We start from the raw sequence: 25,819 nt of genomic DNA, 5'->3' as shown, positions 1-25,819 counted from the left end.
AAAAACACGAAACTGTTCCAGAACAGTAGCAGCGAAACATGCCGATACAGCCTGCCGCCGATGGCCGGCGAAGGCGCGCGCCAGAGCCTTGCGATCACCCCGGGTCAGAACTCCCCGAGCCAGTCCAGCATGCCGGCGATCACCAGTTGCGCGTCATTGGTCACGCCGAGCTTCTGCATGGCGTTGCGCTTGTGCGTGCTGATGGTCGAGACGCTGCGGTTGGTGCGCTCGGCGATCTCGCCGACCGTGGCGCCATGCGACAGGCGGCGCAGGATGTCGATTTCCGTGGGGCTCAGCGGTCGCCCGGTGTGGCGCTGCGGGCGCAGGTTGGCGTCGATGTAGGTATGCCCGTCGCGGATGCGCGCCAGGGCTTCTTCGAGGGCGCCCAGCGGGCTGCGCTTGCACACGTAGGCGCTGGCACCGCACTTGAGCGTGGCGCGGGCCATCAGCGGCGCGCCCATGATCGAGTAGACCAGCACCTTGAGGTTCGGGTAGTTGCGCTGTAGCCATTCGATCATGTGCACCCCGTCGCGCCCTCGCGATCCGGGCAAGGCCATTTCGAGGATGAGCACGTCGAGTTCGGGGCGTTGCTCGAGCTGTTGCAGCAGCGCGTCGGTGTCCTGCACCCACTCCGCCACCTGCGCGTGGCAGTGTTCGGCCAGGTAGTGCCGCAGCCCCCAGCCGATCATCGGCTGGGCGTCGGCCACCAGCACCTGGAGGGTTTGCGGTTTCGAAGACATGTGAATTTCCTGCTGGCGGACGCCCCGGTGTGGGGTGGTCCCATGGCGTATTTTCGCCAAGGCGGGCCTCGAATTTTTTCGAGATCCCCTGCAGCAGGTTAGCAGCGCCGGGCGTAGCCGCCCGGCGCGGGGCTCAGCGCTGGGCGCCGAGCTGGCCCTTGTCGTCGGAGAAGACGATCTCCACGCGGCGGTTCTGCGCGCGGCCTAGGGAGGAGGCGTTGTCCGCCACCGGGTAGGCCTCGCCGTAGCCCTGGACCTGGATGCGCTTGGCGTCCACGCCGAGGTCGGTGAGCACGTCGGCCACCGCCTGGGCGCGGTCCTGGGAGAGTTGCTGGTTCTCCTGCTCGTCGCCCTGGTTGTCGGTGTAGCCCTCGATGCGGATCACCCGCCGCGGGTTGAGCTGGAGGAACTGCACCAGCTTGAGCACCGTGCGGTTGGCCGCCGGCTTGAGGTCCGACTCGCCGCTGTCGAACAGCACGTCGCCCAGGGTCAGCACCAGGCCGCGCTCGGTCTGGTCGGTGGCCAGGCTGACCATCTGTTCCTCCAGCCACTTGCCCTGCTCCTGCACGCTGGCCAGCTTGGCCTCGCGCAGGGCCAGTTGCAGGCGCTCGCGATCGAGCTGCTGGCGCGCCAGGCGCTCCTGGTTCAGCGCCAGGTTGCTGCGCTCGCGGGCGATCTCGCTGTAGCGCTGGCTGAGGTAGGCGTACTGCAGCACGTCATCGTTGCTGCCCCAGTAGCTGGACAGGCGCTCGGCGCGGGCCAGCGATTCGCCGGCGCGGATCACGTCGCGCGGCGCGCTGTGCAGCACGCCGGTGTCGTCCTTGACCGCCTGGAACTCGCTGTGCGCGCGCTCCAGGGATTGCTCGGCGACCGGCCCATGGGCGCAGCCGGCCAGGCCGAGGAGCGCCGCCAGGGCGGCGAGCGGCAGCCAGGGGTGGCGAGTCATTTCACGTCTCCCAGTTGCCGGCGCAGGCGCTGGATGCTCTTGCCCTGCTCGGCCAGCTGCTCGGTGCTCTTGCGGGTCAGCACCTTGGCCTCGGCCAGGCGTGCGTCCAGCTCGGCCTGTTCGGCCAGCTGGCGCGCGCGTTTGTTGGCGGTATCGGCCATCGCCGTGCGGGCGGCCTGGTACTTGTCCTCGGCCAGCTTGAACTCGGCCACCTCGTCGGTGGCACCCACCGCCCGGGCCTGGTCCAGGGCCTGCTCGGTGAGACGCATCTGTTCGTTGGGAACCGGGTCGTTGGCGCAACCCGCCAGGGCGCACAACAACAGGCCCGTGAGGGTCATCCTTCGCTTGCTCACGAAATCTTCTCTACTGCGTGGGTGAGGCGGCGGTCCGCGCCTGCTGGGCCTGCCAGCGCTGCAGATTGCTCTGCAGCAGGCGCTGCGGGACGCCGGCGGCGATCAATTCTGTCATCTTTTCCTGCAGTTGTCCGCGCAGTTCCGGCCCGTAGCATGGCGAAGCGTGCGCCAGGGTGAGGAACAGACCTTCGCTGGAGACCGGCGGTTCCAGCGCCTGCAGGCGCTGTTGCAGGCCCAGGCTGCTGGCGCTGGCCAAGCCCGGGAAACGCTCGTAGAGCACGTAGTCGGTGCGCCCCAGGGCCAGCTTCTGGAAGGCCTGGGCCACGCTCGGCACCTCTTCCAGGGCCAGGTTCTGCCGGGCGTAGTCGTCGAAGGCGGCGCCGAAGCTGTTGTTCACCAGGGTGCCGCCCTTGTGCCCGCGCAGGTCGTCCCAGCGCCGGTAGGGGAAGGCGTCGCCCTTGTGCACCCAGACCACGTTGTCGGTAGTGAGGAAGGCCGGGCGGATGTAGTCCATCAGCTGTTCGCGCTCCGGGGTCAGGAAGGCCCCGGCGATCAGGTCCACGCGCCCCAGCCGCGCCTCTTCCTGGGCCCGCGCCCAGGAACCGGTGTAGCGCACGCGGATGCTCAGGCCCATGGCCTTGCCCAACTGCTCCAGCAGCTCGGCGCTGGCGCCGATCAGGCGGTCGGGGTGCTGCGGGTCGCGCCAGAGGAACGGCGGGTATTCCGGGTTGCCGGTGGCCACCAGCAGCGAGCACTGGTTGCTGGCGGCGCCGGCGTCGAGCGTCAGCAGCCCACCCAGCATCAACAGCAGGGAGCCACGGCGCCTCATGGTCGGGCCCGGCGGACTGGCGAAAGGATCGGCATTGCGTATTGCGACGGCATGCTAGCTTCTGTAAGAAAAGTTTCTGAGCAAGAGGTCAGACTAGGCGAATTCGGACGCCGATGCAGCATGTCACTGTTGCCCCGCCCGCGCCATGACGAGAACCACAGCGTTTCACTCGCGACCACCGATATCCCTGGGTCACAAGGACTCCCGATGAAAAAAGCCCTGCTCGCCCTGCTCCTGCTGCTGGCCGTCGGCGCCGGCGTGCTCTACGCCATCCCTTCCACCCTGCTGGCCGGCGTCCAGTTCGTCGAACGCAGCCGCGCCGGGCTGACGGTGAAGAGCGTCCGCGTCGACGGCCTGGACATCCGCTACTACGAAGGCGGCCCGGCCGAAGCGGACACGGTGCTGCTGGTCCACGGCTTCGGCGCCGACAAGGACAACTGGCCGAGCTTCGCCCGCCACCTGACCCAGCGCTACCACGTGCTCATCCCCGACCTGCCCGGGTTCGGCGAAAGCAGCCAGCCGCAGGCCATCAGCTACGACGTCGGCACCCAGGCCGAACGTCTGGTGGATTTCGCCAAGGCCCTGGGCATCGGCCGCCTGCACCTGGTGGGCAACTCCATGGGCGGGCAGATAGTCGCGCTGATGGCGGCGCGGCACCCGGACATGGCCTTCTCCGTGGCGCTGTTCGACAACGCCGGGGTAATGGCCCCGCAGCAGAGCGAACTGTTCAAGCGCCTGCTCGCCGGCGAGCCGAACCCGCTGGTGCTGACCCGCGCCGAAGACTTCGCCGGGCTGATGGACTTCGTCTTCTACCAGCGCCCGCCGATGCCCGAGCGCCTGCAACTGTACCTGGGCGAACGCGGCGTGCAGCGCGGCCCGCTCAACGCCTACATCTTCGGCCAGCTGCGCGAGCGCTACGTCCCGCTGGAGCCGGAGCTGCCGAAGATCAGCGCGCCCACCCTGCTGCTGTGGGGCGACCGCGACCGGGTGCTGGACGTTTCCAGCATCGAGGTGATGAAACCGCTGCTCAAGCACCCCAGCGTGGTCATCCTGCGCGACTGCGGCCACGTGCCGATGATCGAGCGTCCGGAGGAGACCGCCAGCCACTACCTGGACTTCCTCGGCCAGGCCAACGCCCAGCGCACCGCGGCGCGCTGAAGCCCAAAAAGCAGAACCGGCGCCTGGGCGCCGGTTCTGCTGGGGACGCAGGCGCCGCGAGCGGCGCCGGACCTCACATCTGGATCAGATTGGGGATCTGCACGTCCGGGTTGACGTCCTGCTCGTAGTCGACCCCGGCGATCTCGAAGCCGAACAGGCGCAGGAACTCGGTCTTGTAGCCGGTGAAGTCGGTCAGCTGGTACAGGTTCTCGTTGGTCACCTGGTTCCACAGCGATTTCACGGTGTCCTGCACGTCGGGTTGCAGTTCCTTGTAGTCGGCACGCAGGCGGCCGTCGGCGTCCAGGATCGGTTGGCTACCGTAGAGGCTGTCGCGGAACAGGCCGTCGACCTGCTCGATGCAACCTTCGTGGGTGCCCTTCTCCTTCATCACCTTGAACAGCAGCGACAGGTACAGCGGCATCATCGGGATAGCCGAGCTGGCCTGGGTGACCACGGCCTTCAGCACCGAGACGCGGGCGTCGCCACCGCTGGCGGCGAGCTTCTCGCGAATGCCCAGGACCTTCTGGTCGAGGTCCTTCTTGGCCGCGCCGATGGAGCCGTTCCAGTACAGGTCGTGGGTGATCTCTTCGCCCAGGTAGGTGAAGGCGGTGGTCTTGGCGCCATCGGCCAGCACACCGGCTTCCTGCAGCGCGTCGATCCACATCTGCCAGTCTTCGCCACCCATCACCGCGACGGTGTTGGCGATTTCCTCGGCAGTGGCCGGCTCCATCACGCTTTCCTTGATCACTTCCTTGTCGGTGTCCAGACCACGGAAGTTCACGGCCTTGCCGACCGGCTTGAGCACCGAGTTGAACACTTCACCGGTTTTCGGGTGGGTGCGGCGCGGGGCGGCCAGGCTGTAGACCACCAGGTCGACCTTGCCCAGGTCGGCCTTGATGGTTTCGATGGTCTTCTGCTTGACCGCGTCGGAGAAGGCGTCGCCGTTGATGCTGCGGGCGTACAGACCCTTGGCCTTGGCGAACTTCTCGAAGGCGGCGGAGTTGTACCAGCCAGCGGTGCCGGCCTTGGTCTCGCTGCCCGGACGCTCGAAGAACACGCCCAGGGTGCCGGCGCCGGCGCCGAAGGCGGCGCTGATGCGCGCGGCCAGGCCGTAACCGGTGGACGAGCCGATCACCAGGACCTTCTTCGGACCGTTGGCAATGGGGCCATTCGCCTCGACGTACTCGATCTGTTCCTTGACGTTGGCCTCGCAGCCGGTCGGATGGGTAGTGACGCAAATGAAGCCACGCACGCGCGGTTTGATGATCATGAAAACCTCGGTTGCTAGGTGCCGTTAGAACACGTTCAGGTACTGGAGACGTCGCGCATTGTAGATGAGACACCTTCTGTTGGGCGCGCCGGGCGGAAGATTCGTGACCAATGGGTCATGCGCCACGGCGAACGCGCCATCGCGCGCGCGATTCAGGGGCCGGAAATGAAAGAACCCGCTCCTGGGAGCGGGTTCCTTCGTCAGCGGATCAGCCTCAGACGGCCTGTTCCAGCTGCGGAACGATCTCGAACAGATCGCCAACCAGGCCGTAGTCGGCGACCTGGAAGATCGGCGCCTCTTCGTCCTTGTTGATGGCCACGATGACCTTGGAGTCCTTCATGCCCGCCAGGTGCTGGATGGCACCGGAGATGCCCACGGCGATGTACAGCTGCGGGGCGACGATCTTGCCGGTCTGGCCGACCTGCATGTCGTTCGGCACGAAGCCGGCGTCGACCGCGGCGCGGGAAGCGCCGACGGCGGCGCCCAGCTTGTCGGCCAGGGCGTAGAGGATCTTGAAGTTGTCGCCGTTGCCCATGCCGCGGCCACCGGAAACCACGATCTTGGCGGCGGTCAGTTCCGGACGGTCGGACTTGGCCAGCTCTTCGCCGACGAAGGCGGACTTGCCGGCGTCGGCCGGGCCGGAAACGGCTTCAACGGAAGCGGAACCACCTTCGGCGGCGACGGCGTCGAAGCCGGTGCCACGTACGGTGATCACTTTCACGGCGGCCGAGGACTGTACGGTAGCGATGGCGTTACCGGCGTAGATCGGGCGCTTGAAGGTGTCGGCGCTGACCACGTCGATGATCTCGGAGATCTGGTCGACGTCCAGCAGCGCGGCGACGCGCGGCAGGTAGTTCTTGCCGTTGGTGGTGGCGGCGGCCAGGATGTGGCTGTAGCCCTTGCCGAGCTCGGCGATCAGCGGCGCGACGTTTTCCGGCAGCTGATGGGCGTAGGCGGCGTTGTCGGCGACCAGCACCTTGGCGACACCGGCGATCTTGGCAGCGGCTTCGGCCACGGCGCCAACGTTCTGGCCTGCGACCAGCACGGCGATATCACCGCCGATCTTCTGTGCGGCAGCGACGGTGTTCAGGGTGGCAGCGCCCAGGACGCCGTTGTTGTGCTCAGCGATTACCAGGATAGCCATCAGATTACTTTCGCCTCGTTCTTCAGTTTCTCGACCAGTTCAGCTACGGACTTGACCTTGATGCCGGCGCTGCGGGCAGCCGGAGCTTCCACTTTCAGGGTCTTGACGGTGGAAGCGGTGGAAACGCCCAGGGCGTCCGGGGTGACCACGTCCAGCGGCTTCTTCTTCGCTTTCATGATGTTCGGCAGCGAGGCGTAGCGCGGCTCGTTCAGACGCAGGTCGGTGGTGACGATCGCCGGCAGGTTCAGCGCGACGGTCTGCAGGCCGCCATCGATCTCACGGGTGACGTTGACCTTGTCGCCTGCGACTTCGACCTTGGAGGCGAAGGTGCCCTGGGCGTAGCCGGTCAGGGCAGCCAGCATCTGGCCGGTCTGGTTGTTGTCGCTGTCGATGGCTTGCTTGCCGAGGATGACCAGTTGTGGCTGCTCTTTATCGACCACGGCTTTCAGCGCCTTGGCGATGGCCAGGGAGCTCAGATCTTCGTTGCTTTCGACCAGGATGGCGCGATCGGCGCCCAGGGCCAGGGCGGTGCGCAGTTGTTCCTGAGCGGTGCTCGGGCCGACCGAAACCACGACGATTTCGCTGGCAACGCCTTTTTCCTTCAGGCGTACGGCCTCTTCCACGGCGATTTCGCAGAAGGGGTTCATGGACATTTTCACGTTGGCGAGATCGACGCCGGAGTTGTCCGCCTTGACGCGGACCTTGACGTTATAGTCAACCACTCGTTTGACAGCTACAAGAACCTTCATGGATTCCTCGTTTTTCTCCGGTGAATAGGAATGTCGCCAGACAGGCCTGGCCGGTAGTGCACGCCATCTGCGACTACATCCAGCGAGACCGCGACCGCAAAACCGTGGCTATCTTGACCGCATCGCCCTGTCCGGTCAATACGCGTGAATGCCCCTTTATAAGGCGCGGAAGCCGATTCCATCAGGGTTTCATGCATTTCAAACAAACGTTTGTATTGCCCTAAACGGGGGGTATAACTATGCTGCCCCCTGTCGCTATAATTGCGCCCCGCTCTGTCCGGGGTAGCCCCCCCGGCCCCATACCAACAAATAGCCTGTAGAGCCTTGAGTTAGGAGAGATCGAGAAGTGGAACGCGAATACATGGAATTCGACGTCGTCATCGTCGGCGCCGGCCCTGCCGGCCTGTCCGCCGCGTGCCGACTGAAACAGAAGGCCGCCGACGCGGGTCAGGAAATCAGCGTCTGCGTGGTCGAGAAGGGTTCCGAAGTAGGCGCCCACATTCTCTCTGGCGCCGTGTTCGAGCCGCGTGCGCTGAACGAACTGTTCCCCAACTGGAAGGAACTCGAAGCCCCGCTGAACACCCCGGTCAAGCGTGACGACATCTACGTCCTGAAGAACGACCAGGCCGCCACCAAGGTGCCGAACTTCTTCGTGCCCAAGACCATGCACAACGAGGGCAACTACATCATCTCCCTGGGCAACCTGTGCCGCTGGCTGGCCCAGCAGGCCGAGGGCCTGGGCGTCGAGATCTACCCGGGCTTCGCCGCCCAGGAAGCGCTGATCGACGAGAACGGCGTGGTTCGCGGCATCGTCACCGGTGACCTGGGCGTCGACCGCGAAGGCAACCCGAAAGAGGGTTACTACACCCCGGGCATGGAGCTGCGCGCCAAGTACACCCTGTTCGCCGAAGGCTGCCGTGGCCACATCGGCAAGCAGTTGATCAAGAAGTACAAGCTCGACAGCGACGCCGACGCCCAGCACTACGGCATCGGCATCAAGGAAATCTGGGACATCGACCCGGCCAAGCACGACCAGGGCCTGGTGGTGCACACCGCCGGCTGGCCGCTGAACGACGACAACCCGGGCGGCTCCTTCCTCTATCACCTGGAAAACAACCAGGTGGTGGTCGGCCTGATCATCGACCTGTCCTACACCAACCCGCACCTGTCGCCGTTCGACGAATTCCAGCGCTACAAGCACCACCCGGTGATCAAGCAGTACCTGGAAGGCGGCAAGCGCGTGGCCTACGGCGCCCGCGCCATCTGCAAGGGCGGCCTGAACTCGCTGCCGAAGATGGTCTTCCCCGGCGGCGCGCTGATCGGCTGCGACCTGGGCACCCTGAACTTCGCCAAGATCAAGGGCAGCCACACCGCGATGAAGTCCGGCATGCTGGCCGCCGAGTCGGTCGCCGAAGCCCTGTTCGCCGGCCGTGAAGGCGGCGACGAGCTGACCAGCTATGTCGATGCCTTCAAGGGCAGCTGGCTGTACGACGAACTGTTCCGCAGCCGCAACTTCGGCCCGGCGATGCACAAGTTCGGCGCCATCGGCGGCGGCGCGTTCAACTTCATCGACCAGAACCTCTTCGGCGGCAAGATTCCGGTCACCCTGCACGACACCACCCCGGACTACGCGACCCTGAAGAAGGCCAGCGAAGCGCCGAAGATCGACTACCCGAAACCCGACGGCAAACTCAGCTTCGACAAGCTGTCCTCGGTATTCCTCTCCAACACCAACCACGAGGAAGACCAGCCGATCCACCTCAAGCTCACCGACGCGGGCGTGCCGATCGGCAAGAACCTGCCGCTCTACGACGAGCCCGCGCAGCGCTACTGCCCGGCCGGCGTGTACGAAGTGGTGAGCAACGACGACGGCAGCAAGCGCTTCCAGATCAACGCGCAGAACTGCGTGCACTGCAAGACCTGCGACATCAAGGACCCGGCGCAGAACATCACCTGGGTCGCCCCGGAAGGCACCGGCGGGCCGAACTACCCCAACATGTAAGGCCCTCGCGTAGAAAAAACGCCGCTTCCCTGACGGGAAGCGGCGTTTTTTTATGCTCGTAGAATCGCGGGACTGGCGCGGTCGGGGGGGGGCAATCGCGGACAGAGTCCGCTCCTACAGGGGCACAATTGTAGGGGCGGGCCCTGCCCGCGAATCGCGCGCAAAGCGCGCTCCTACAAGGAACACGGCGAGAGCCCGAGGCCACAACCGCTGTAGCGCCACCAGGCGGAAACTACCGGGCAGATCCGGCCCCGCCGGTCACGGCTGCGGGCCGATGGCGAAGAACTCACCGCCGCTCCACACGCCCAGCCACTCCTCACCGTCGACCAGGCGCGGCACGGCCAGCTCGACCAGTTGGTAGAAGACGTTGCGATGGATCAGCGCCTCCAGGTTCCCGCGCGCCAGCACGTAGGGCGCCGGCTCCTCGGTCTGCGGGTCGATGTCGACGCGGATCGGGTGCTCGGGCCCGGCGACGAACTCCTCCTCGACGTTGCTGGTGAAGCGCAGCTGCTGGGCCTCGCCCTCCCCCTCCACCGCCAGGGTCACGGCGACGAACGGCGCGTCGTCGACGCGGATGCCGCACTTCTCCACCGGGGTGACGAGGAAATAGTCGTCGCCGTCGCGGCGGATGATGCTGGAGAACAGCTTCACCATCGGCTTGCGCCCGATCGGCGTGCCCAGGTAGTACCAGGTGCCGTCGCGGGCGATGCGCATGTCGATGTCGCCGCAGAACGGCGGGTTCCACAGGTGCACGGGCGGCAGGCCCTTGCTGGCGGGAATCTGCGCCAGCAGGTCGCCGGCCTTGCCTGGATCGGTCATTGGAACTCCTCGGTCGCCCTCACCCCGAGCAGGCTGCGGGCGTAGTCTTGCAGCGGCGCGCCGAGCAGGTCGTCGGGGCTGGCGTCGTAGAACGTCAGGAAACCGCCGCGGCTGCGGATGGTGGCGCTGTCCACCAGATAGCGGTTGCCGGTCTCGATCAGCATCACCTGGATCACGCTGCGGTCGCGGCCGACGGCGTTGTCGGTGTCCTGGTATTCCTCCCAGTTGCCGGCATTGTCCTCGCCATGGGCGAAGCGCGTATAGAGCAGGTAGTCGGCGCCGGCGGAGCGCGCTTCCTGCATGGCCGCGTCGAGCCCCTCGGGGCCCTTGGCGCGACGCACCTGCGGGAAGTACTGGACGAAGCCGTCGAAGGCCTCCTCGGCCACCACGTTGGGTCGCGCGTAGGGGTGCCCGGGCGGCACGAAGGGGCCCTGGGCGATGTAGATGAAGGAGTCCGGCTGCAACCGCCAGTTCCCGGTACGCCGGGTCTGGCTGTGGTCGAGGAAGCCGGCGTCGCCCATGTAGTAGCCGGTGCGCTCGGCCATGTCGCTGGGCTTCATGCACCCGGCCAGGGCCGCCAGGGCCAGGGTCAACAACAGATAACGCATGCGATCTCTCCGCGGCCGGCGACGGAAAGCCGGCGTTCGCCGCTGTGATGCAGCTTCCGCGCCATCACAGCCCGCGCTGCCATTCCTGGCGCAGGCGCGCCTGCTGCGGCCGCTCGATGGCCTCGCGCACCTGGGCCAGCAGGCGCGGCTTGTCGGCCCCCAACACGCCCTTGAGCACCAGGTAGTTGGACGCGTGGTCGCTGCGGAACACAGTGTCGCGCAGCTCCAGGCCGCTCAACAGGCGCTCGACCTCGACGAACAGCTGGGCCTGGCCCAGCGCCTGGAAGTCAGGGAAGCCTTCGCGGAAACGCTGTTCGCCGGTAGGGAAGCTGACCACCAGGGTGGAGAGGAATTCCGGCTGAGCGGCGTTCATCAGCCGCGCCGAGTTGTCCGCGTGCTGCTCGCTCAGGCCTTGTCCGCCGAGACCGTTGAGGATCATCACCGAGCGGGTGATGCCGGCCTGGCCGAGCTTCTCCAGCGCGTCCAGGGTCGAGGCGTAGGTCTCACCCTTGTTCACCCGCGCCAGCACCTCGTCGTCACCCGACTCGGCGCCGACATAGGCCATGCGCAGCCCGGCGTCGGCCAACTCGCGCAGCTCCGCCAGCGACTTCTTGCGCAGGTTGCGCGGCAGGCAATAGCTGGACACCCGCTCCACTTCCGGCAGGTGTTCACGGATCGCCCGCAGGATGTTCAGCAAGCGCCGCGTCGGTAGCACCAGGGCGTCGCCATCGGCGAGGAACACCCGCTGGACGATCAGGCTTTCGCCGCAACGGCGGATTTCCTCCAGCACCTCGGCTTCATCGCGGGCGCGGAATTTCTTCTGCGGCTGCGTGTACATCTCGCAGAAGCCGCACTGGTTCCACGAGCAGCCGTTGGTCACTGGCAGGATCAGCGAGTTCGCTTCGCTCGGCGGGCGGAACACGGGTTCGATATAGGCAATGGGGAATTCGTGCATGGATCGCTTGGGTCAGGGAGTTCGGATTCAGCCACCGATGATCTTCATCACCGTGACGCCGCCGGAGAAAGCCACTTCCTGCTTGTCCGCCAGGGCCCGCACCAGCAACCGCTGGAGGGCCGGCAGGGCCTGGTGGCGGGGCTTGTCGAGGAGGTCGCCGACGTAGTGGCGGTTACTGGAGGACAGGCAGCCGTGCAGCCAGCCGGTCGACGACAGGCGCAGGCGCGAGCAGGTGCGGCAGAAGGGCACGCTTTCGTTGGCGATCACCCCGAAGAAGCCACGACCCGGCACTTCATAGCGCAGCGCGGTGGCGTCCACCGGCGCGTTGGCCTGGACGTAGGGATGGTCGCGGCCGATCAGTTCGAGCAGCTCCGGCAAGCCGACGAACTGGCTGGCGAAGGCGTTGCCGTCGCGGGCCAGGTGGCCCATGCGCATCAGCTCGATGAAGCGCAGCTCGAAGCCGCGCTCCAGGCAGTAGTCCAGAAGCGGCACCACCTGGTCGAGGTTCTGTCCGCGCAGCGGCACCATGTTGACCTTGATCTTCAGGCCGGCGGTGTGGGCCTCGTCCAGGCCCTTGAGCACAGTGGCCAGGTCGCCGCCACGGGCGATGCCGCGGAAGGCCGCGGCGTCCAGGGTGTCGAGGGAGATATTCAGCCGGCGGATGCCGCAATCGAGCAGCAGCGGCAACTTGCGTGAGAGCAGCTGGCCGTTGCTGGTCAGGCTGATGTCGCGCAGGCCCAGGCGGCTGACGCCATGCAGGAAGGCGTCGAGCTTGGGGCTGACCAGGGGTTCGCCGCCGGTGACGCGCAGGCGTTCGATGCCGGCGGCCTCCATCAGGTAGGCCACGCCGCGCACCAGGCTCTCGGCGGAAAGCTCGTCCTGCGCCGCCACCAGGCGCTTGCCGTCCGGCACGCAGTAGGTGCAGGCGTAGTTGCAGGCGGCGGTGAGGCTGACGCGCAAATTGCGGAAGCGCCTGCCCTGGCGGTCGACGATCATCGATCGGCTCCGGCGGAGAGTGTCCTAGCAGTATATCTCCGCCGCGGCCGGGATGAATGCCCGACAGCGACAGCGGTTCAGGCGGCGGGCGAATCGCCCTCGCGCTTGCGCTTGTTGCCCATGCGCACGCCGATGTCCATGAGGAACTGGAAGAAGCCTTCCTGGTCCTCGAGCACGTCACGCCAGAACGGCGAGTGGTACAGCGCCACGGCGCCATGCACCAGGGCCCAGGCCGCGCAGTAGTGGAAGTACGCGGGAACGTCCTCCAGCTTGCCGGCGGCGATGCGCTCCTTGATCAGCTGGCTGAGGCGCTCGAAGTTGGATTCGCGGATCTTGTGCAGTTCCTCGACCATCTCCGGCACCTGGCTGTTCTTCACCACCTTCTCTTCCAGGCGGTCGAACAGGCGGTAGCGCTGCGGGTCGCGCATGCGGAACTCGAAGTACGCGCGCGACAGGCGCTCCTTGTCGCGGGCCACGTCCTCGGAGTGGAACAGCGCCGCCAGGTCGCGCTCGTAGTCGAGCATCAGGCGCAGATAGATCTCCGCCTTCGACTTGAAGTGCTTGTAGATGGTGCCTTTGCCGATACCCACGGCATCGGCGATCATCTCGACCGTGACACTGTCTTCGCCCTGCTCCAGGAACAGCTTGAGGGCGGTGTCGAGAATCTCCTGCTCGCGACGACGGAATTCGCGAACCTTGCGCGGCTCTTTCTGCATAAAAAGACTGTTCAGTCAAAAATAGTCAAAATCCGAAGCCGCGTATTATGCCTATTCAGCGACAAAATGCACGGAACATCCGCCATGAATCCGCTTTCTCTTGAGTTTCCGCAGGAACCCGGCCTGCGCTACCTGAACCACGCCGCCGTGGCGCCCTGGCCCAAGCGCAGCGCCGAGGCCGTGGCCGCCTTCGCCAACGAGAACATCCGCCTGGGCGCGCGCGACTACCCACAGTGGCTGCTGCTGGAAAACAGCCTGCGGCAACGCCTGACGCGCATGGTCGGCGCCGCCACCAGCGGCGATATCGCCCTGGTGAAGAACACTTCCGAGGCGCTGTCCTTCGTCGCCTTCGGCCTCGACTGGCGGGCCGGCGACCAGGTGGTCATCAGCGACCAGGAGTTCCCCTCCAACCGTGTCGTCTGGGAGGCGCTGAAGCCGCGCGGCGTGGAGGTCATTCAGGTGAGTCTGGACGGCACCGATCCCGAAGCCGACCTGCTCGCCGCCTGCGGCCCGCGCACGCGCCTGCTGTCGATCAGCGCCGTGCAGTACGCCAGCGGCCTGCGCATGGACCTGGAGCGCCTCGGCGCCGGCTGCCGCCAGCGCGGCGTGCTGTTCTGCATCGACGCCATCCAGCAGATCGGCGCCCTGCCCTTCGACGCCCAGGCCTACGACTGCGCCTTCGCCATGGCCGACGGGCACAAGTGGATGCTCGGCCCGGAAGGCCTCGGGGTGTTCTACTGCCGCGCCGCCGAACGCGAGCAACTGGCCCTGCAGGAATACGGCTGGCACATGCTGGAGAACGCCGGCAACTACAACCAGGCGGACTGGCAGCCGGCGCGCAGCGCGAAACGCTTCGAGTGCGGTAGCCCGAACATGCTCGGCGCCGTGGCCCTGGAGGCCAGCCTGGGATTGCTGGAGGAAGTCGGCATGCCGGCGGTCGGCGCGGCCCTGGCCGAACGCGTGCAAAGCCTGCAGGACGGCCTGCAACGCATTCCCGGCGTGCGCCTGCACAGCCCGCTGCACGCCGAGCGCCGCGCCGGCATCCTGACCTTCAGCCTCGACGGCTGGGACAACGCCCGGCTGCACGAGCGCCTGAGGGCCGAACAGGTGGTGTGTATCCAGCGTGGTGCGGGGGTGCGCTTCTCGCCGCACTTCTATACCCCGCAAAGCGTGATAGAGGACACATTGGGGGTAGTCGCGGCGCTGGCCCGGGAATAAGCCGCCAGGCCGCGCGCCAGCGGCCCCGCCCCGACCCGCGAGGGGCAAATGGGCCATCGCGCGCTAAGGCGTATTCCAAATCCGTTTAAAAAATCGCCGGCCGGCTGTGGAAGCTCCGCCAACTTGGCCAATACTTCAAGTTACTGGCGTGCGGCATCTCCCCCCAAGTGCCCCGTCAGTGAAGGTACCGAGGATCGCGTACCTTATTGTTACACTCCTAATGGTCTTGACCCGGATTCATCCCCCAGAACCCGGGTTTTTTTTATGCGCGCGAAAAGCTCCTGCCCGCCCCGCAGGAGCAGGCCATGCCCGCGATCGCGCGCATGGCGCGCTCCTGCAGGAAAGGCAGCGCGCTCGGGTAAGTCAGACCGCCAGCGGGAACAACCGGCGGAAGTTCGCGGTGGTCTGCTCGGCCAGGGTCTCGAAGCTGACCCCGCGCAGCACCGCCAGGTACTCGGCCACCTCGCGCACGTACTCCGGCAGGTTCGGCTTGCCCCGATGCGGCACCGGGGCCAGGTACGGCGAGTCGGTCTCCACCAGCAGGCGGTCGGCCGGGACCTGGCGCGCCACGTCGCGCAGCGCTTCGGCGTTGCGGAAGGTGACGATGCCCGACAGCGAGATGTAGAAGCCGATGTCCAGCGCCGCCCTGGCCATCTCCCAGTCCTCGGTGAAGCAGTGCAGCACGCCGGCCTGCGGCAATGCCGCCTCGCGCAGCAGCGCCAGGGTGTCGGCGCGGGCTTCGCGGGTGTGGACGATGACCGGCTTGCCGGTGACATTGGCCGCTTCCAGGTGCAGGCGGAAGGCTTGCTGTTGCAGTTCGGCGGCCTCGGGCTCGTAGTGGTAGTCCAGGCCGGTCTCGCCGATGGCGACCACGCGCGGGTGGTTCAGCTCGCCCAGCAGCCAGTCCAGCGCCGGCGCGGCGCCGGGCTCCAGGTCCAGCGGGTGGACGCCCACCGAACAGTGCACGTCGGTGTAGCGCTCGGCCAGGTCCTTGACCGCCCTGGCGTTGTCGGCGCTGACGCCGATGCAGAGGAACTGCCCGACGCCTCGCGCACGCGCGGTGTCCAGGGCGGCGTCCAGCGAGCCGTCGTGGGCCGCCAGGTCCAGGCGGTCGAGGTGGCAATGGGAATCGACCAGCATCTAATCGGTACTCCGGAAATGACGAAGCGCCCCTGCGGGCGCCTCCTGCGATCTGTCGCTGCGCGCCGCGTCGCGGCTCACATGGTATGGGTCGGCCTGTCGGACTTCAGCGCCCCGGCCAGGTACGTCTCGATCTTGTTGCGCGCGGTGTTGTCACCGTCGTTGAACTGCACGCCGATACCGGCGGCGCGGTTGCCCTGGGCGCCCTTGGGGGTGATCCAGACCACCTTGCCGGCCACCGGGATCTTCTCCGGCTCGTCCATCAGGTTGAGCAGCATGAAGACCTCGTCGCCCAGCTTGTAGGTCTTGTTGGTCGGGATGAACAGCCCGCCGTTGCGAATGAACGGCATGTACGCGGCGTACAGAACGGACTTGTCCTTGATGGTCAGGGACAGGATACCGTTACGCGGTCCCAGGTTCGGTGGCAAGCTCATGCGGCTGTCCTAGCGATGATCCGATTTGGCCGATTCTAGCCCGCTCCCGGCAGGCTTGCCCACTGCGCCAGCAAGGCTTCGAGAAGCAGGGCACGGTTGAGGTTGGCCTTGTTCAGCACCTTCTGCCGGTGCTCCAGCAGCCAGTCCTGGATCGCCAGCACCTTGGGCTGCGCCGATTTCTCCGCCAGGTATTGCACCACCTTGCGCATGTCGGCCAGGCCGAGACCCTCTTCGTCGCGGGTCAGCTGGTAGCGCAGGACGCCCAGCGCCCAGTCGCAGAACCAGTCGAACAGCAGCGGCAGCGGCACGGCGTTCCAGCTTTCCGCCAGCTGGCCGGGGGCGACCTGCTGCTTGAGCAACTTCTTCACCCCTTCCACCACCAGCGCGCGTTGCTCGCGTACGCCCTGGCCATGCAGGCGCAGGGCGGTCAGCGGCGAACCGCCAGCCAGCACCAGCAGTTCGTCGAGCGCCGCCGGCTCCTCGCCGGGCAGTTCCGCAACCAGGAAGGCGCGACTCTGCTGCGCCGACGGTTGCGGGCAGGCCTGCTGCACGCAGCGGCTCTTGATGGTCGGCAGCAAGCGGCTGGGCTGGTGGCTGATGAGCAGCAGCACGGTGTCGCCCGAGGGCTCTTCCAGGCTCTTCAGCAGGGCGTTGGCCGAGTTCAGGTTCATCGCCTCGGCCGGCTCCAGCAGGACCACCTTGCGCCCGCCCAACTGCGCGGTCTGCACCACGAAGCCCACCAGCTCACGGACCTGGTCGACACGAATCGGCTTCTCCGGCTCTTCCGGCTCCAGCTGGAAGTAGTCCGGGTGGGTACCGGCGGCCAGCAGCAGGCAGGCCTTGCACTGGCCGCAGGCGTGCCCCTCGCCGGGGCGCTGGCAGAGCAACAGGGCCACCAGGTTGTCGGCCAGGGCGCGCTTGCCGATGCCGGCGGGGCCGTGCAGCAGGTAGGCGTGGGCGTGCCGCGGGCGGCCGCTGAGTTGCTGCCAGAGCGCCGCCTGCCAGGGGTAGATGTCACGCATGCACGCGCTCCAGCAAAGCCGGCAGCAAGGCATCCAGGTCGGCCTGCACGCGCTCCAGCGACTGCGCGGCGTCGAGCACGCGGTAGCGCTCCGGAGCGGCCGCGGCGCGCGCCAGGTAGGTCTGCCGCACCGCCTCGAAGAAGCCTCGGCCTTCCTGCTCGAAACGGTCCAGGCGGCCGCGGGCGGCGGCGCGGGCCAGGCCGACTTCCACCGGCAGGTCGAAGACCAGGGTCAGGTCCGGGCGCAACTCGCCCTGGACGAAGCGCTCCAGCTCGGCGATGCGCCCTTCCGGCAGGCCGCGGCCGCCGCCCTGGTAGGCGTAGGTGGCGTCGGTGAAACGGTCGCAGAGCACCACGGCGCCGCGCGCCAGGGCCGGACGGATGACCTGGGCGATGTGCTGGGCGCGCGCGGCGAACATCAGCAGCAGCTCCGTATCCACCGCCATGGGTTCGTCGCTGGGGGTCAGCAGCAGGTCGCGGATGCGCTCGGCCAGCGGCGTGCCGCCAGGCTCGCGGGTCAGTTGCACCTCCACGCCACGCTCACGCAGGCGCGCGGCCAGGTACTCGCGGTTGGTGCTCTTGCCCGCGCCTTCGGGGCCTTCCAGGGTGACGAACAGGCCGCTCACTCGGCTCTCCTTCTGTCGATTACGGCTGCGCCGCGGGCGGCGTGTCACCGGCCGCCGGCGCCGCTGCGGGAGTCGCCGGGGCGGGGCTGGAACGGTAGTCCGCGCGCCGCTTCAGCTGGTACTCCTGCACCGCCTTGTTGTGGTCGTCGAGATTGTCGGAAAACACGTGGCTGCCATCGCCACGAGCGACGAAATACAGGCTCTGGCCATCGGCCGGGTTGAGCGCGGCGTGGATCGCCTCGCGACCTGGCATGGCGATCGGCGTCGGCGGCAGGCCGGCGATCACGTAGGTGTTGTAGGGGGTCGGCTCGCGCAGGTCGGCGCGGCTGATCTTGCCGGCGTAGCGTGCGCCCATGCCGTAGATCACCGTGGGGTCGGTCTGCAGCAGCATGTTCTTCTGCAGGCGGCGCACGAACACCCCGGCGATCTGCTGGCGCTCCTGCGGCACGCCGGTTTCCTTCTCGATCAGCGAGGCCATGATCAGCGCCTGGTAGGCGTCGCCGTACGGCAGGTCGCCGCTGCGCGCCTCCCACTCCTCCTTGAGGATGCGCTCCATGCGCTGGTGGGCCTGCTTGAGCAGGTCGATGTCGCGCATGCCGCGCACGTAACGGTAGGTATCCGGGAAGAACTGCCCTTCCGGCGCCAGGCCTTCGCTGCCGAGGCGCTTCATCACCTGTTCGTCGCTGAGGTCGGCCAGGGTCGCCTCCAGCTTCGGCTGGCGCGCGAGCAGTTCGCGGAACTGGTGGAAGGTCCAGCCTTCCACCAGGGTCAGGCTGTATTGCACCACGTCGCCTTCGCGCCACAGTTCCAGCAGCTCGTTGGCGTTCATGCCCGGCTTGAGGCGGTACTCGCCACTGTGCAGGGCCTGGCCGGCCAGGTTGAAGCGCCAGTACAGGCGCAGCCAGAAGGCGCCGTGCAGCACTTCCTCGTCCTGCAGGCGGGCCAGCAGGGCACCAGGCGTGGAGCCGGAGGGAACGTCCAGCAGGCGCTCCTCGGTGAGCTGCAGTGGTTGCTGCAGGGCGCGGTGCTGCTCCCAGCCGGCCAGACCGAGCAGCAGCCCGGCCAACAGCAGGCCGCTTTCCAGCAGCACCAGCAATTTGCGCTTCACAGGTCAGGAATCCAGCAGTTCGCGAAAATGGGTTTGCAGTTTACGGGTGATCGCCCCCACCGGCCAGGCGTGCGCCTCGAGCCGGCGCACCGGCCAGATGCCGTAGAGGCTGTTGCAGAGGAAGACCTCATCGGCGCGCAACAGTTCGTCGAGCGAGACATCCCGCACCTGGGTGGCGATGCCCTGCCCCGCCGCCCATTCCAGCAATTCGGCGCGCATCACCCCGGCCACGCCGCAACGGCTGAGCTCGGGGGTGAGCAACTGACCGTCGAGGACCAGGAACAGGTTGCTGAACACCCCCTCGATCACCCGGCCACTCTGGTCGCGCATCAGCCCTTCGGCGCAGGCGGGGTCGCTCCACTCGCTGCGCGCCAGGACCTGTTCCAGGCGGTTGAGATGCTTGAGGCCGGCCAGCAGCGGTTGCTCGGCCAGGCGGGTGACGCAGGGGTAGAGGGCCACGCCCTCGTCGAAATTGGCCGCCGGATAGGCGGGGGCCGGCGAGCCGAGAAGGACGCGCCGGCATTGCGCGTCGGCCGGCGCGGCGTAACCGCGCAAGCCTTCGCCACGGGTCAGCAGCAGCTTGGCCACGCCGTCGCCCAGCTCGGCGCAGAAGGCGAGCAGCTCGGCCTCGACGACTTCCAGCGACAGCGGCAGGTACAGGCGCCGCGCGCCTTCCCGCAGCCGCGCCAGGTGCCGCGCCAGCAGGCGCGGCCTGCCGGCGGACACGGCGATGGTCTCGAACAGGCCATCGCCGTAGGCCAGCCCGCGATCACGCACGGACAGGGCCTCGGCGGGCCGGCCGTCGACCCAGGCGAGCATCAGCCGTGGAACCGGCGGAACACCAGGGAACCGTTGGTGCCGCCGAAGCCGAAGGAGTTCGACAGCACCACGTCGATGGGACGCTCCTTGGCCTGGTGCGGCACCAGGTCGAGGTCGCAGCCTTCGTCGGGGTTTTCCAGGTTGATGGTCGGCGGCGCTACCTGGTCGCGCAGGGCCAGGACGCTGAAGATCGCTTCCACCGCACCGGTGGCACCGAGCAGGTGGCCGGTCATCGACTTGGTCGAGCTCATCGACAGCTGGTAGGCGTGGTCGCCGAAGATCGACTTCACCGCGGACACTTCGGCAATGTCGCCGGCCGGGGTGGAGGTGCCGTGGGCGTTGATGTAGTCGACCTGCTGCGGGTCCAGGCCGGCGTCGCGCAGGGCGTTCTTCATGCAACGGGCCGCGCCGGCGCCATCTTCCGGCGGCGCGGTCATGTGGTAGGCGTCGCCGCTCATGCCGAAACCGACCAGCTCGGCGTAGATATGCGCGCCACGGGCCTTGGCGTGCTCCAGCTCCTCCAGGACCAGCGCACCGGCGCCGTCGGAGAGCACGAAGCCATCGCGATCCTTGTCCCACGGACGGCTGGCCTTGGTCGGCTCGTCGTTGCGGGTGGACAGCGCGCGGGCCGCGCCGAAGCCGCCCATGCCCAGGCCGCAGGTGGCCATCTCGGAACCGCCGGCGATCATCACGTCGGCCTCGCCATAGGCGATGTTCCGCGCGGCCATGCCGATGTTGTGGGTGCCGGTGGTGCAGGCGGTGGTGATGGCGTAGTTGGGACCCTGCAGACCGAGGTTGATCGACAGGAACCCGGAAACCATGTTGATGACCGAGCCGGGCACGAAGAACGGCGAGATGCGCCGCGGGCCCTGCTCGAACAGCGAACGGCAGGTGTTTTCGATGTTGGTCAGGCCGCCGATGCCGGAGCCGACGGCGACGCCGATGCGCTCGCGGTTGGCGTCGGTGACTTCCAGGCCGGAATCGCGCACCGCCTGGTAGCCGGCCGCCAGGCCGTACTGGATGAACAGGTCGAGTTTGCGGGCTTCCTTGACGGACATGTATTGCTCGACGTCGAACCCTTTCACCGAACCACCGAAACGGGTGGAGTAGGCGGAAAGGTCCATGTGCTCGATCGGGGCGATACCGCTGCGGCCGGCGAGAATACCCTGCCAGGTGCTCGGCACGTCCACGCCCAGCGGCGAGAGCATACCCAGGCCAGTGATGACGACGCGTCTGCGCGACACTACGACTTCCTCATTTTGCGAATACACGGCATATACGCCGGACCGCGACCAGGGCTGTCCAGCGCTACGCTTAAAGAAAAGCCGCACGCCTTCGCAGGCCGTGCGGCTTCTTCCGTCGGGAAACGGCTACTTATTGCTGGTGGGCAACGATGTAGTCGATGGCTTCCTGAACGGTGGTGATCTTTTCGGCTTGCTCGTCGGGGATTTCGGTCTCGAATTCCTCTTCCAGAGCCATCACCAGCTCAACGGTGTCAAGGGAGTCGGCGCCCAGGTCTTCAACGAAGGAAGCGCTGTTGGTGACTTCTTCTTCCTTAACGCCGAGTTGCTCAGCAACGATCTTCTTGACGCGTTCTTCGATGGTGCTCATACCTTGTTTTCACTCCTATGGACAATCCGTGCAGCTGGGCTGCGGGTAAGTGTATAGAAAGGGTTTTCCGCATTTCAAGCTGAACGCTGACACCCCTTCGCGACTACCACGATGTTCTGTCTATAACCCAGTTGCATCTTTATAACGGATTTTAGACAGCGCATATGACACCTCCGCGAAGAGTAAGGTCACATTCAGCTCATGTACATTCCGCCATTCACCGGTACCGTGGCGCCGGTCACATAAGCGGCGCCATCGGAGGCGAGGAATCCTACCACCTTGGCGATCTCTTCGGCTTGGCCGAGACGACCCAGCGGAATCTGGCCGAGCAGCGCTTCACGCTGGGCTTCGGGCAGTTCACGGGTCATGTCGGTGTCGATGAAGCCCGGCGCCACCGCGTTCACGGTGATGGAGCGGGAGCCCACTTCGCGCGCCAGCGCGCGGGTGAAGCCCTCTAGGCCGGCCTTCGCAGCAGCATAGTTGGTCTGCCCGGCGTTGCCCATGGCGCCGACCACCGAGCCGATGCTGATGATGCGGCCCCAGCGCGCCTTGGTCATGCCGCGCAGCACGGCTTTCGACAGACGGTAGAGGCTGTTGAGGTTGGTGTTGACCACGTCGAACCACTCGTCGTCCTTCATCCGCATCAGCAGGTTGTCGCGGGTGATGCCGGCGTTGTTGACAACGATCAGCGGCTGGCCGGCTTCCTTCTGGATGGCTTCCAGGGTGCTGGCGACGGATTCGTCGTTGGCGACGTCGAGAACCTTGCCCGAACCCTCGATGCCGTTGGCCTTGAGGTACTCGGAAATCTTCTGTGCGCCGGACTCGGTGGTCGCGGTGCCGATCACGGTGGCGCCCAGGCGGCCCAGCTCGAGGGCGATGGCCTGGCCGATGCCACGACTGGCGCCGGTGACCAGGGCAACCTTACCTTGCAAACTCATGCTCTTATCTCCTGTTCAAGCCAGAGCCGCACGAGCCGCCGCGAAGGCGTCCGTCGAATCCAGGTTGTGGGTGCTCACGCCCTTGGCGCAGCGCTTGTTCAAGCCGGCCAGGACCTTGCCCGGGCCGCACTCTACCAGATCGGTCACGCCATTGGCGGCCAGCAGTTGCACGGTCTCGACCCAGCGCACCGGGCTGTACAGCTGCGCCAGCAGGTCGCGCTTGAGGGTGGCGAGGTCCGCCGGCACCTGGGCGCTGACGTTCTGCACCAGGGCGATCTGCGGCACCTGCCAGGCGATGGCTTCCACCGCTTCGGCGAAACGCTCGGCAGCCGGGCGCATCAGCGCGCAGTGCGACGGCACGCTGACCGGCAGCGCTACGGCACGCTTGGCACCGCGAGCCTTGCAGGCCTCGATGGCGCGCTCGACCGCGGCGGCGGCGCCGGCGATCACGACCTGGCCGGGAGCGTTGAAGTTGACCGCGCTGACCACTTCACCCTGCGCGGCTTCGGCGCAGGCGGCCAGCACGTCGGCATCTTCCAGGCCGAGAATGGCGGCCATGCCACCGGTACCGGCGGGCACCGCTTCCTGCATCAATTGGCCGCGGCGCTCGACCAGCTTGACCGCGTCGGCGAAGCCCAGGCTGCCGGCGGCGACCAGCGCCGAGTACTCACCCAGGCTGTGGCCGGCGACATAGGCCGGCTGCGCGCCACCCTCGGCCTGCCACTGGCGCCACAGGGCGATGGAGGCGGTGAGAATCGCGGGCTGGGTCTTGTCGGTCTGGTTCAGGCGCTCTTCCGGGCCTTCCTGGACCAGCGCCCAGAGGTCGTAGCCCAGGGCCGCGGAGGCTTCGGCGAAGGTATCGCGCACCGATGGCTGCGCGCCCAGTTCGGCGAGCATGCCGAGGGACTGAGAGCCCTGGCCGGGGAAAACGAATGCGAGGGATGCGGACATTGCAACGGGTCCCTTGTGTCTGTTTCGTCTAGGGATAACGCCAGCAGCAGCCTGGCGCATGGAACTGACAGTTGGATGACGGCCTCGACCTCGCGGTCACATCGGCGAGCGATTCGGACCCAGCCTGCCGGCCAGCCCTGAGCGCGCGCCGCGCAAGCATACCCCCATTCCCCGCCAGAAATCTCTAATTCCTTTCTATTCAGTCACTTAGAGCAGGCTCTCGAGCCGCCCATGAAGGCGCTGCGGCAGGTTCTCGCGAATCTCCGCCAGGGCCCGACGCAGAGCGCTCTGAATACCCTCCTCCGCCGCGCTGCCGTGACTCTTCACCACGATGCCCTGCAGGCCGAGGAAGCTCGCGCCATTGTGCCGGGCAGGGGTCAGGTCGGCGCGCAGGCGTCGCAGCAGCGGCATGGCCACTAGGCCGACGGCCTTGGCCGAGAGACTGGAGGCGAACAGCTCTTCGAGCCGGCTGACCACCATGGCCGCCAGACCCTCGCTGGACTTCAGCAGGATATTGCCGACGAAGCCGTCGCACACCACCACGTCGGCGAGGCCACGGTACAGGCCGTCACCTTCTATGTAGCCGATGTAGTTGATGCCGCGCGCCTGCTCCAGCAGGGTCGAGGCCAGCTTGACCTGCTGGTTGCCCTTGATTTCCTCGGTGCCGACGTTGAGCAGCGCCACCCGTGGATTGGCCTTGCCCAGCGCCTCGGCCGCCACCGCACCCATCACCGCGAACTGGTAAAGATGCTCGGCACTGCAATCGACGTTGGCGCCCAGGTCCAGCAGGTGGCAATGCCCGGCCTGGGTCGGCACGGCGGTCACCATGGCGGGCCGGTCGATACCCGGCAGGGTCTTGAGCAGGTAGCGCGACAAGGCCATCAGCGCCCCGGTATTGCCGGCACTCACGCAGGCATGGGCCGCGCCGTCGCGAACCAGTTCGAGGGCGACACGCATGGAGGAGTCGGGCTTGCTGCGCAGCGCCTGGGACGGACGCTCGTCCATACCGATGACTTCGCTGGCGTGCTGGATGTGCAGACGCGGGCGGTCGATCGCGGAAACGCGGGCGCAAAGGGATTCGAGGAGGGGAGCTTGGCCGACGAGGACCAGTTGTAGCGAGGGGTGCTCAGCCAGAAAGGCAATACTGGCCGGAACAATGCAGTGGGGACCGAAGTCCCCACCCATTGCATCAATCGCGATGATTGGTGCGGACAAGGATTACTCGTCAGAGCCCTTGTCTACGACCTTACGGCCGCGATAGAAACCGTCCGGGGAGACGTGGTGGCGCAGGTGAACTTCGCCAGTGCTCTTTTCTACGGACAGAGCGTTCGCTTCGAGGGCGTCGTGCGAACGACGCATGTCACGAGCGGAACGGGATTTTTTGTTCTGCTGAACAGCCATGATTGATTAACTCCTAAACGTTTGGGTCACGCTTCAACTGCGCCAGTACGCTGAACGGGTTGGGACGTTCTTCCACGTTCTCGCTCGGCTCGGGCGCTGCTGCAAATCCCGCCGGATGCTGGCATTCCTCAGGGTCATGGGCCGGAACGATGGGCAAGGCGAGCAACAGCTCATCCTCGACCAGAGGTGGCAGGTCGAGGGGTTCCTCCCCCACTTCCAGCGCATCGTACCCCTTCGGCAGCCCCTCGGTAGACTGGCCTTCCCAGAGGATGGCGAAGTCTGAATCACCGGTGACCCGGAAGGTCGCCGGCTCGAGGCAGCGTTGGCATACCATGCTCACCTGCGCGTCGACGTGAACATGCATGACCGCCAGTTTCTGCTCGTCACGGTGGAAGGAAAACTTCGCCCGGACGTTGCCGTCACTGCTGGTCAGCTGTTCGCAGACCCGCGGCATACTGGCGAGTGGAAGCTCACCCTCGAGGGTGACTTCGCGCTCTACCAATTTGCGCGGATCGACGTGAGGTGGTATCGGCCCATTCAACATAAGCGCGCCATTATAGGGATGCACCCGTGCCTGTCAAAGGAAATTAGCCATAAACCGCTGTATGGACAGCCCTTTTCGCTAGAATCGGCGAGCCTACCCAGGAGACCCCCGATGCGCCCACTGCTCCTCGCCTCCAGCTCGCCCTACCGCCGCGAGCTGCTGCAACGGCTGCGCCTGCCCTTCGAATGCGCCAGCCCGGATATAGATGAAAGCCCGCTGCCCGGCGAAAGCGCCGAGCAACTGGTGCGCCGCCTGGCCGAGCACAAGGCCCGCGCCCTGGCCGAGCGCTTTCCGAACCACCTGATCATCGGCTCCGACCAGGCCGCCGTCCAGGGCCAGGCGATCCTCGGCAAACCGCACACGCTCGAACGCGCCCACGAACAACTCAAGGCTTCCAGCGGCGGCACCGTCAGCTTCCTCACCGGCCTGGCCGTACTGGACGCCGCCAGCGGGCGCTGCCAGGTGGACTGCGTACCGTTCCGCGTGCACTTCCGCGAACTCGAGGACGCCACCATCCTGCGCTACCTGCAGGCCGAGCAGCCCTTCGACTGCGCCGGCAGCTTCAAGGCCGAAGGTCTGGGCGTCAGCCTGTTCCGCGCCACCGAGGGCGAGGACGCCACCAGCCTGGTCGGCCTGCCACTGATCCGACTGGTGGACATGCTGCTGGCCGAGGGCATCCAGGTTCCCTGAGCCGAATCACCACCGCGCAAACGGGAGCGATGT

29 protein-coding genes are annotated in these 25,819 nt (G+C 66.6%); 4 read left to right on the top strand and 25 right to left on the bottom strand.

All coding sequences use genetic code 11. The features are described from left to right. Window positions 1-104: 104 nt before the first annotated feature. From P3W75_RS05440 to P3W75_RS05425, 4 genes are all read right to left on the bottom strand, one after another. Window positions 105-740, bottom strand: a complete 636-nt coding sequence (locus P3W75_RS05440; protein ID WP_276226335.1) for a response regulator transcription factor — start codon at window positions 738-740, stop codon at window positions 105-107. Window positions 741-873: 133 nt separating this feature from the next. After that, complete coding sequence (locus P3W75_RS05435; RefSeq protein WP_276226334.1) at window positions 874-1,686, bottom strand: OmpA family protein; 813 nt, start codon at window positions 1,684-1,686, stop codon at window positions 874-876. Beyond that, window positions 1,683-2,039 (bottom strand): DUF4398 domain-containing protein, encoded by a 357-nt coding sequence (locus tag P3W75_RS05430; protein ID WP_430765342.1) that lies wholly within the window; start codon window positions 2,037-2,039, stop codon window positions 1,683-1,685. The genes P3W75_RS05435 and P3W75_RS05430 overlap by 4 nt, the downstream gene beginning before the upstream one ends. Window positions 2,040-2,049: 10 nt before the next feature. Then, on the bottom strand, window positions 2,050-2,868 hold the full coding sequence (locus P3W75_RS05425; RefSeq protein WP_276226333.1) for a substrate-binding periplasmic protein: 819 nt from the start codon (window positions 2,866-2,868) through the stop codon (window positions 2,050-2,052). A gap of 207 nt (window positions 2,869-3,075) precedes the next feature. Here P3W75_RS05425 and P3W75_RS05420 point away from each other — a divergent pair, with 207 nt between their 5' ends. After that, window positions 3,076-4,026, top strand: coding sequence for an alpha/beta fold hydrolase (locus tag P3W75_RS05420; protein ID WP_276226332.1), 951 nt, complete (start codon window positions 3,076-3,078; stop codon window positions 4,024-4,026). Window positions 4,027-4,099: 73 nt separating this feature from the next. Here P3W75_RS05420 and fabV read toward each other — a convergent pair whose 3' ends face one another. The 3 genes from fabV to P3W75_RS05405 form a co-directional block, all read right to left on the bottom strand. Further along, complete coding sequence (gene fabV, locus P3W75_RS05415) at window positions 4,100-5,296, bottom strand: enoyl-ACP reductase FabV (protein WP_276226331.1); 1,197 nt, start codon at window positions 5,294-5,296, stop codon at window positions 4,100-4,102. 214 nt (window positions 5,297-5,510) lie between these two features. Continuing rightward, window positions 5,511-6,440 carry an electron transfer flavoprotein subunit alpha/FixB family protein gene (locus P3W75_RS05410; protein ID WP_276226330.1) on the bottom strand — a complete coding sequence of 310 codons (930 nt, stop codon included), beginning with the start codon at window positions 6,438-6,440 and terminating at the stop codon, window positions 5,511-5,513. Then, window positions 6,440-7,189 (bottom strand): electron transfer flavoprotein subunit beta/FixA family protein, encoded by a 750-nt coding sequence (locus tag P3W75_RS05405; RefSeq protein WP_276226329.1) that lies wholly within the window; start codon window positions 7,187-7,189, stop codon window positions 6,440-6,442. The genes P3W75_RS05410 and P3W75_RS05405 overlap by 1 nt, the downstream gene beginning before the upstream one ends. A 346-nt stretch (window positions 7,190-7,535) precedes the next feature. On the opposite strand from P3W75_RS05405, the gene P3W75_RS05400 reads away from it, so the two are divergent. Then, the gene (locus P3W75_RS05400; RefSeq protein ID WP_276226328.1) at window positions 7,536-9,191 is read left to right on the top strand and encodes an electron transfer flavoprotein-ubiquinone oxidoreductase; all 1,656 of its coding nucleotides are present in this window, start codon (window positions 7,536-7,538) and stop codon (window positions 9,189-9,191) included. Window positions 9,192-9,449: 258 nt separating this feature from the next. Here the strand turns inward: P3W75_RS05400 and P3W75_RS05395 are convergent, their stop codons facing one another. The 5 genes from P3W75_RS05395 to P3W75_RS05375 all read right to left on the bottom strand — a co-directional run bounded on the left by P3W75_RS05395 (window position 9,450) and on the right by P3W75_RS05375 (window position 13,285). Then, window positions 9,450-10,010, bottom strand: a complete 561-nt coding sequence (locus tag P3W75_RS05395; protein ID WP_276226327.1) for a DUF1285 domain-containing protein — start codon at window positions 10,008-10,010, stop codon at window positions 9,450-9,452. Beyond that, a complete protein-coding gene (locus P3W75_RS05390; RefSeq protein ID WP_276226326.1) occupies window positions 10,007-10,618 on the bottom strand; it encodes a DUF4823 domain-containing protein in 612 nt (203 codons plus the stop codon). Before P3W75_RS05390 ends, P3W75_RS05395 begins: the two co-directional genes overlap by 4 nt. 64 nt (window positions 10,619-10,682) lie before the next feature. Continuing rightward, window positions 10,683-11,573: a radical SAM protein gene (locus P3W75_RS05385; protein ID WP_276226325.1), complete on the bottom strand. Its 891-nt coding sequence runs from the start codon at window positions 11,571-11,573 to the stop codon at window positions 10,683-10,685. A gap of 27 nt (window positions 11,574-11,600) precedes the next feature. Continuing rightward, complete coding sequence (locus P3W75_RS05380) at window positions 11,601-12,569, bottom strand: GTP 3',8-cyclase MoaA (protein WP_276226324.1); 969 nt, start codon at window positions 12,567-12,569, stop codon at window positions 11,601-11,603. A gap of 77 nt (window positions 12,570-12,646) precedes the next feature. After that, a complete protein-coding gene (locus tag P3W75_RS05375; RefSeq protein WP_276226323.1) occupies window positions 12,647-13,285 on the bottom strand; it encodes a TetR/AcrR family transcriptional regulator in 639 nt (212 codons plus the stop codon). Between the two features lie 84 nt (window positions 13,286-13,369). Between P3W75_RS05375 and P3W75_RS05370 the strand changes: the two genes are divergently transcribed. Further along, a complete protein-coding gene (locus P3W75_RS05370; protein ID WP_276226322.1) occupies window positions 13,370-14,503 on the top strand; it encodes an aminotransferase class V-fold PLP-dependent enzyme in 1,134 nt (377 codons plus the stop codon). A 363-nt stretch (window positions 14,504-14,866) separates the two neighbouring features. Here the strand turns inward: P3W75_RS05370 and P3W75_RS05365 are convergent, their stop codons facing one another. The 13 genes from P3W75_RS05365 to P3W75_RS05305 all read right to left on the bottom strand — a co-directional run bounded on the left by P3W75_RS05365 (window position 14,867) and on the right by P3W75_RS05305 (window position 25,096). Next, the gene (locus P3W75_RS05365; RefSeq protein ID WP_276226321.1) at window positions 14,867-15,643 is read right to left on the bottom strand and encodes a TatD family hydrolase; all 777 of its coding nucleotides are present in this window, start codon (window positions 15,641-15,643) and stop codon (window positions 14,867-14,869) included. A gap of 77 nt (window positions 15,644-15,720) precedes the next feature. Next, window positions 15,721-16,077: a PilZ domain-containing protein gene (locus tag P3W75_RS05360; RefSeq protein WP_009621447.1), complete on the bottom strand. Its 357-nt coding sequence runs from the start codon at window positions 16,075-16,077 to the stop codon at window positions 15,721-15,723. Window positions 16,078-16,112: 35 nt separating this feature from the next. After that, complete coding sequence (locus P3W75_RS05355) at window positions 16,113-17,099, bottom strand: DNA polymerase III subunit delta' (protein ID WP_276226320.1); 987 nt, start codon at window positions 17,097-17,099, stop codon at window positions 16,113-16,115. After that, entirely contained in the window at window positions 17,092-17,724 is a 633-nt protein-coding gene (gene tmk / locus P3W75_RS05350) for a dTMP kinase (protein ID WP_276226319.1), read from the bottom strand. The genes P3W75_RS05355 and tmk overlap by 8 nt, the downstream gene beginning before the upstream one ends. 19 nt (window positions 17,725-17,743) lie before the next feature. Beyond that, window positions 17,744-18,832: an endolytic transglycosylase MltG gene (gene mltG / locus P3W75_RS05345; protein ID WP_276226318.1), complete on the bottom strand. Its 1,089-nt coding sequence runs from the start codon at window positions 18,830-18,832 to the stop codon at window positions 17,744-17,746. A 3-nt stretch (window positions 18,833-18,835) separates the two neighbouring features. Beyond that, window positions 18,836-19,651 (bottom strand): aminodeoxychorismate lyase, encoded by an 816-nt coding sequence (gene pabC, locus P3W75_RS05340; RefSeq protein ID WP_276226317.1) that lies wholly within the window; start codon window positions 19,649-19,651, stop codon window positions 18,836-18,838. Continuing rightward, the gene (gene fabF, locus P3W75_RS05335; RefSeq protein WP_276226316.1) at window positions 19,651-20,895 is read right to left on the bottom strand and encodes a beta-ketoacyl-ACP synthase II; all 1,245 of its coding nucleotides are present in this window, start codon (window positions 20,893-20,895) and stop codon (window positions 19,651-19,653) included. The genes pabC and fabF overlap by 1 nt, the downstream gene beginning before the upstream one ends. Window positions 20,896-21,025: 130 nt before the next feature. After that, the gene (gene acpP, locus P3W75_RS05330) at window positions 21,026-21,262 is read right to left on the bottom strand and encodes an acyl carrier protein (protein ID WP_007160597.1); all 237 of its coding nucleotides are present in this window, start codon (window positions 21,260-21,262) and stop codon (window positions 21,026-21,028) included. Between the two features lie 194 nt (window positions 21,263-21,456). Then, window positions 21,457-22,200, bottom strand: a complete 744-nt coding sequence (gene fabG, locus P3W75_RS05325; RefSeq protein ID WP_276226315.1) for a 3-oxoacyl-ACP reductase FabG — start codon at window positions 22,198-22,200, stop codon at window positions 21,457-21,459. A 15-nt stretch (window positions 22,201-22,215) separates the two neighbouring features. Beyond that, window positions 22,216-23,151 carry an ACP S-malonyltransferase gene (gene fabD, locus P3W75_RS05320; RefSeq protein WP_276226314.1) on the bottom strand — a complete coding sequence of 312 codons (936 nt, stop codon included), beginning with the start codon at window positions 23,149-23,151 and terminating at the stop codon, window positions 22,216-22,218. 207 nt (window positions 23,152-23,358) lie between these two features. Continuing rightward, the gene (gene plsX, locus P3W75_RS05315) at window positions 23,359-24,366 is read right to left on the bottom strand and encodes a phosphate acyltransferase PlsX (protein ID WP_276226313.1); all 1,008 of its coding nucleotides are present in this window, start codon (window positions 24,364-24,366) and stop codon (window positions 23,359-23,361) included. A 3-nt stretch (window positions 24,367-24,369) separates the two neighbouring features. Next, window positions 24,370-24,552, bottom strand: a complete 183-nt coding sequence (gene rpmF / locus P3W75_RS05310) for a 50S ribosomal protein L32 (RefSeq protein WP_037006032.1) — start codon at window positions 24,550-24,552, stop codon at window positions 24,370-24,372. Window positions 24,553-24,565: 13 nt separating this feature from the next. Further along, entirely contained in the window at window positions 24,566-25,096 is a 531-nt protein-coding gene (locus P3W75_RS05305) for a YceD family protein (RefSeq protein WP_276226312.1), read from the bottom strand. Between the two features lie 111 nt (window positions 25,097-25,207). Here P3W75_RS05305 and P3W75_RS05300 point away from each other — a divergent pair, with 111 nt between their 5' ends. Next, window positions 25,208-25,786, top strand: a complete 579-nt coding sequence (locus P3W75_RS05300) for a Maf family protein (protein ID WP_276226311.1) — start codon at window positions 25,208-25,210, stop codon at window positions 25,784-25,786. Window positions 25,787-25,819: the final 33 nt, after the last annotated feature.

The organism is Pseudomonas citronellolis (assembly GCF_029335315.1).
GTDB lineage: Bacteria > Pseudomonadota > Gammaproteobacteria > Pseudomonadales > Pseudomonadaceae > Pseudomonas > Pseudomonas citronellolis_A.
The sequence above is the reverse complement of the archived record's forward strand: the minus strand, read 5'-3'. Positions and strand labels throughout refer to the sequence as shown.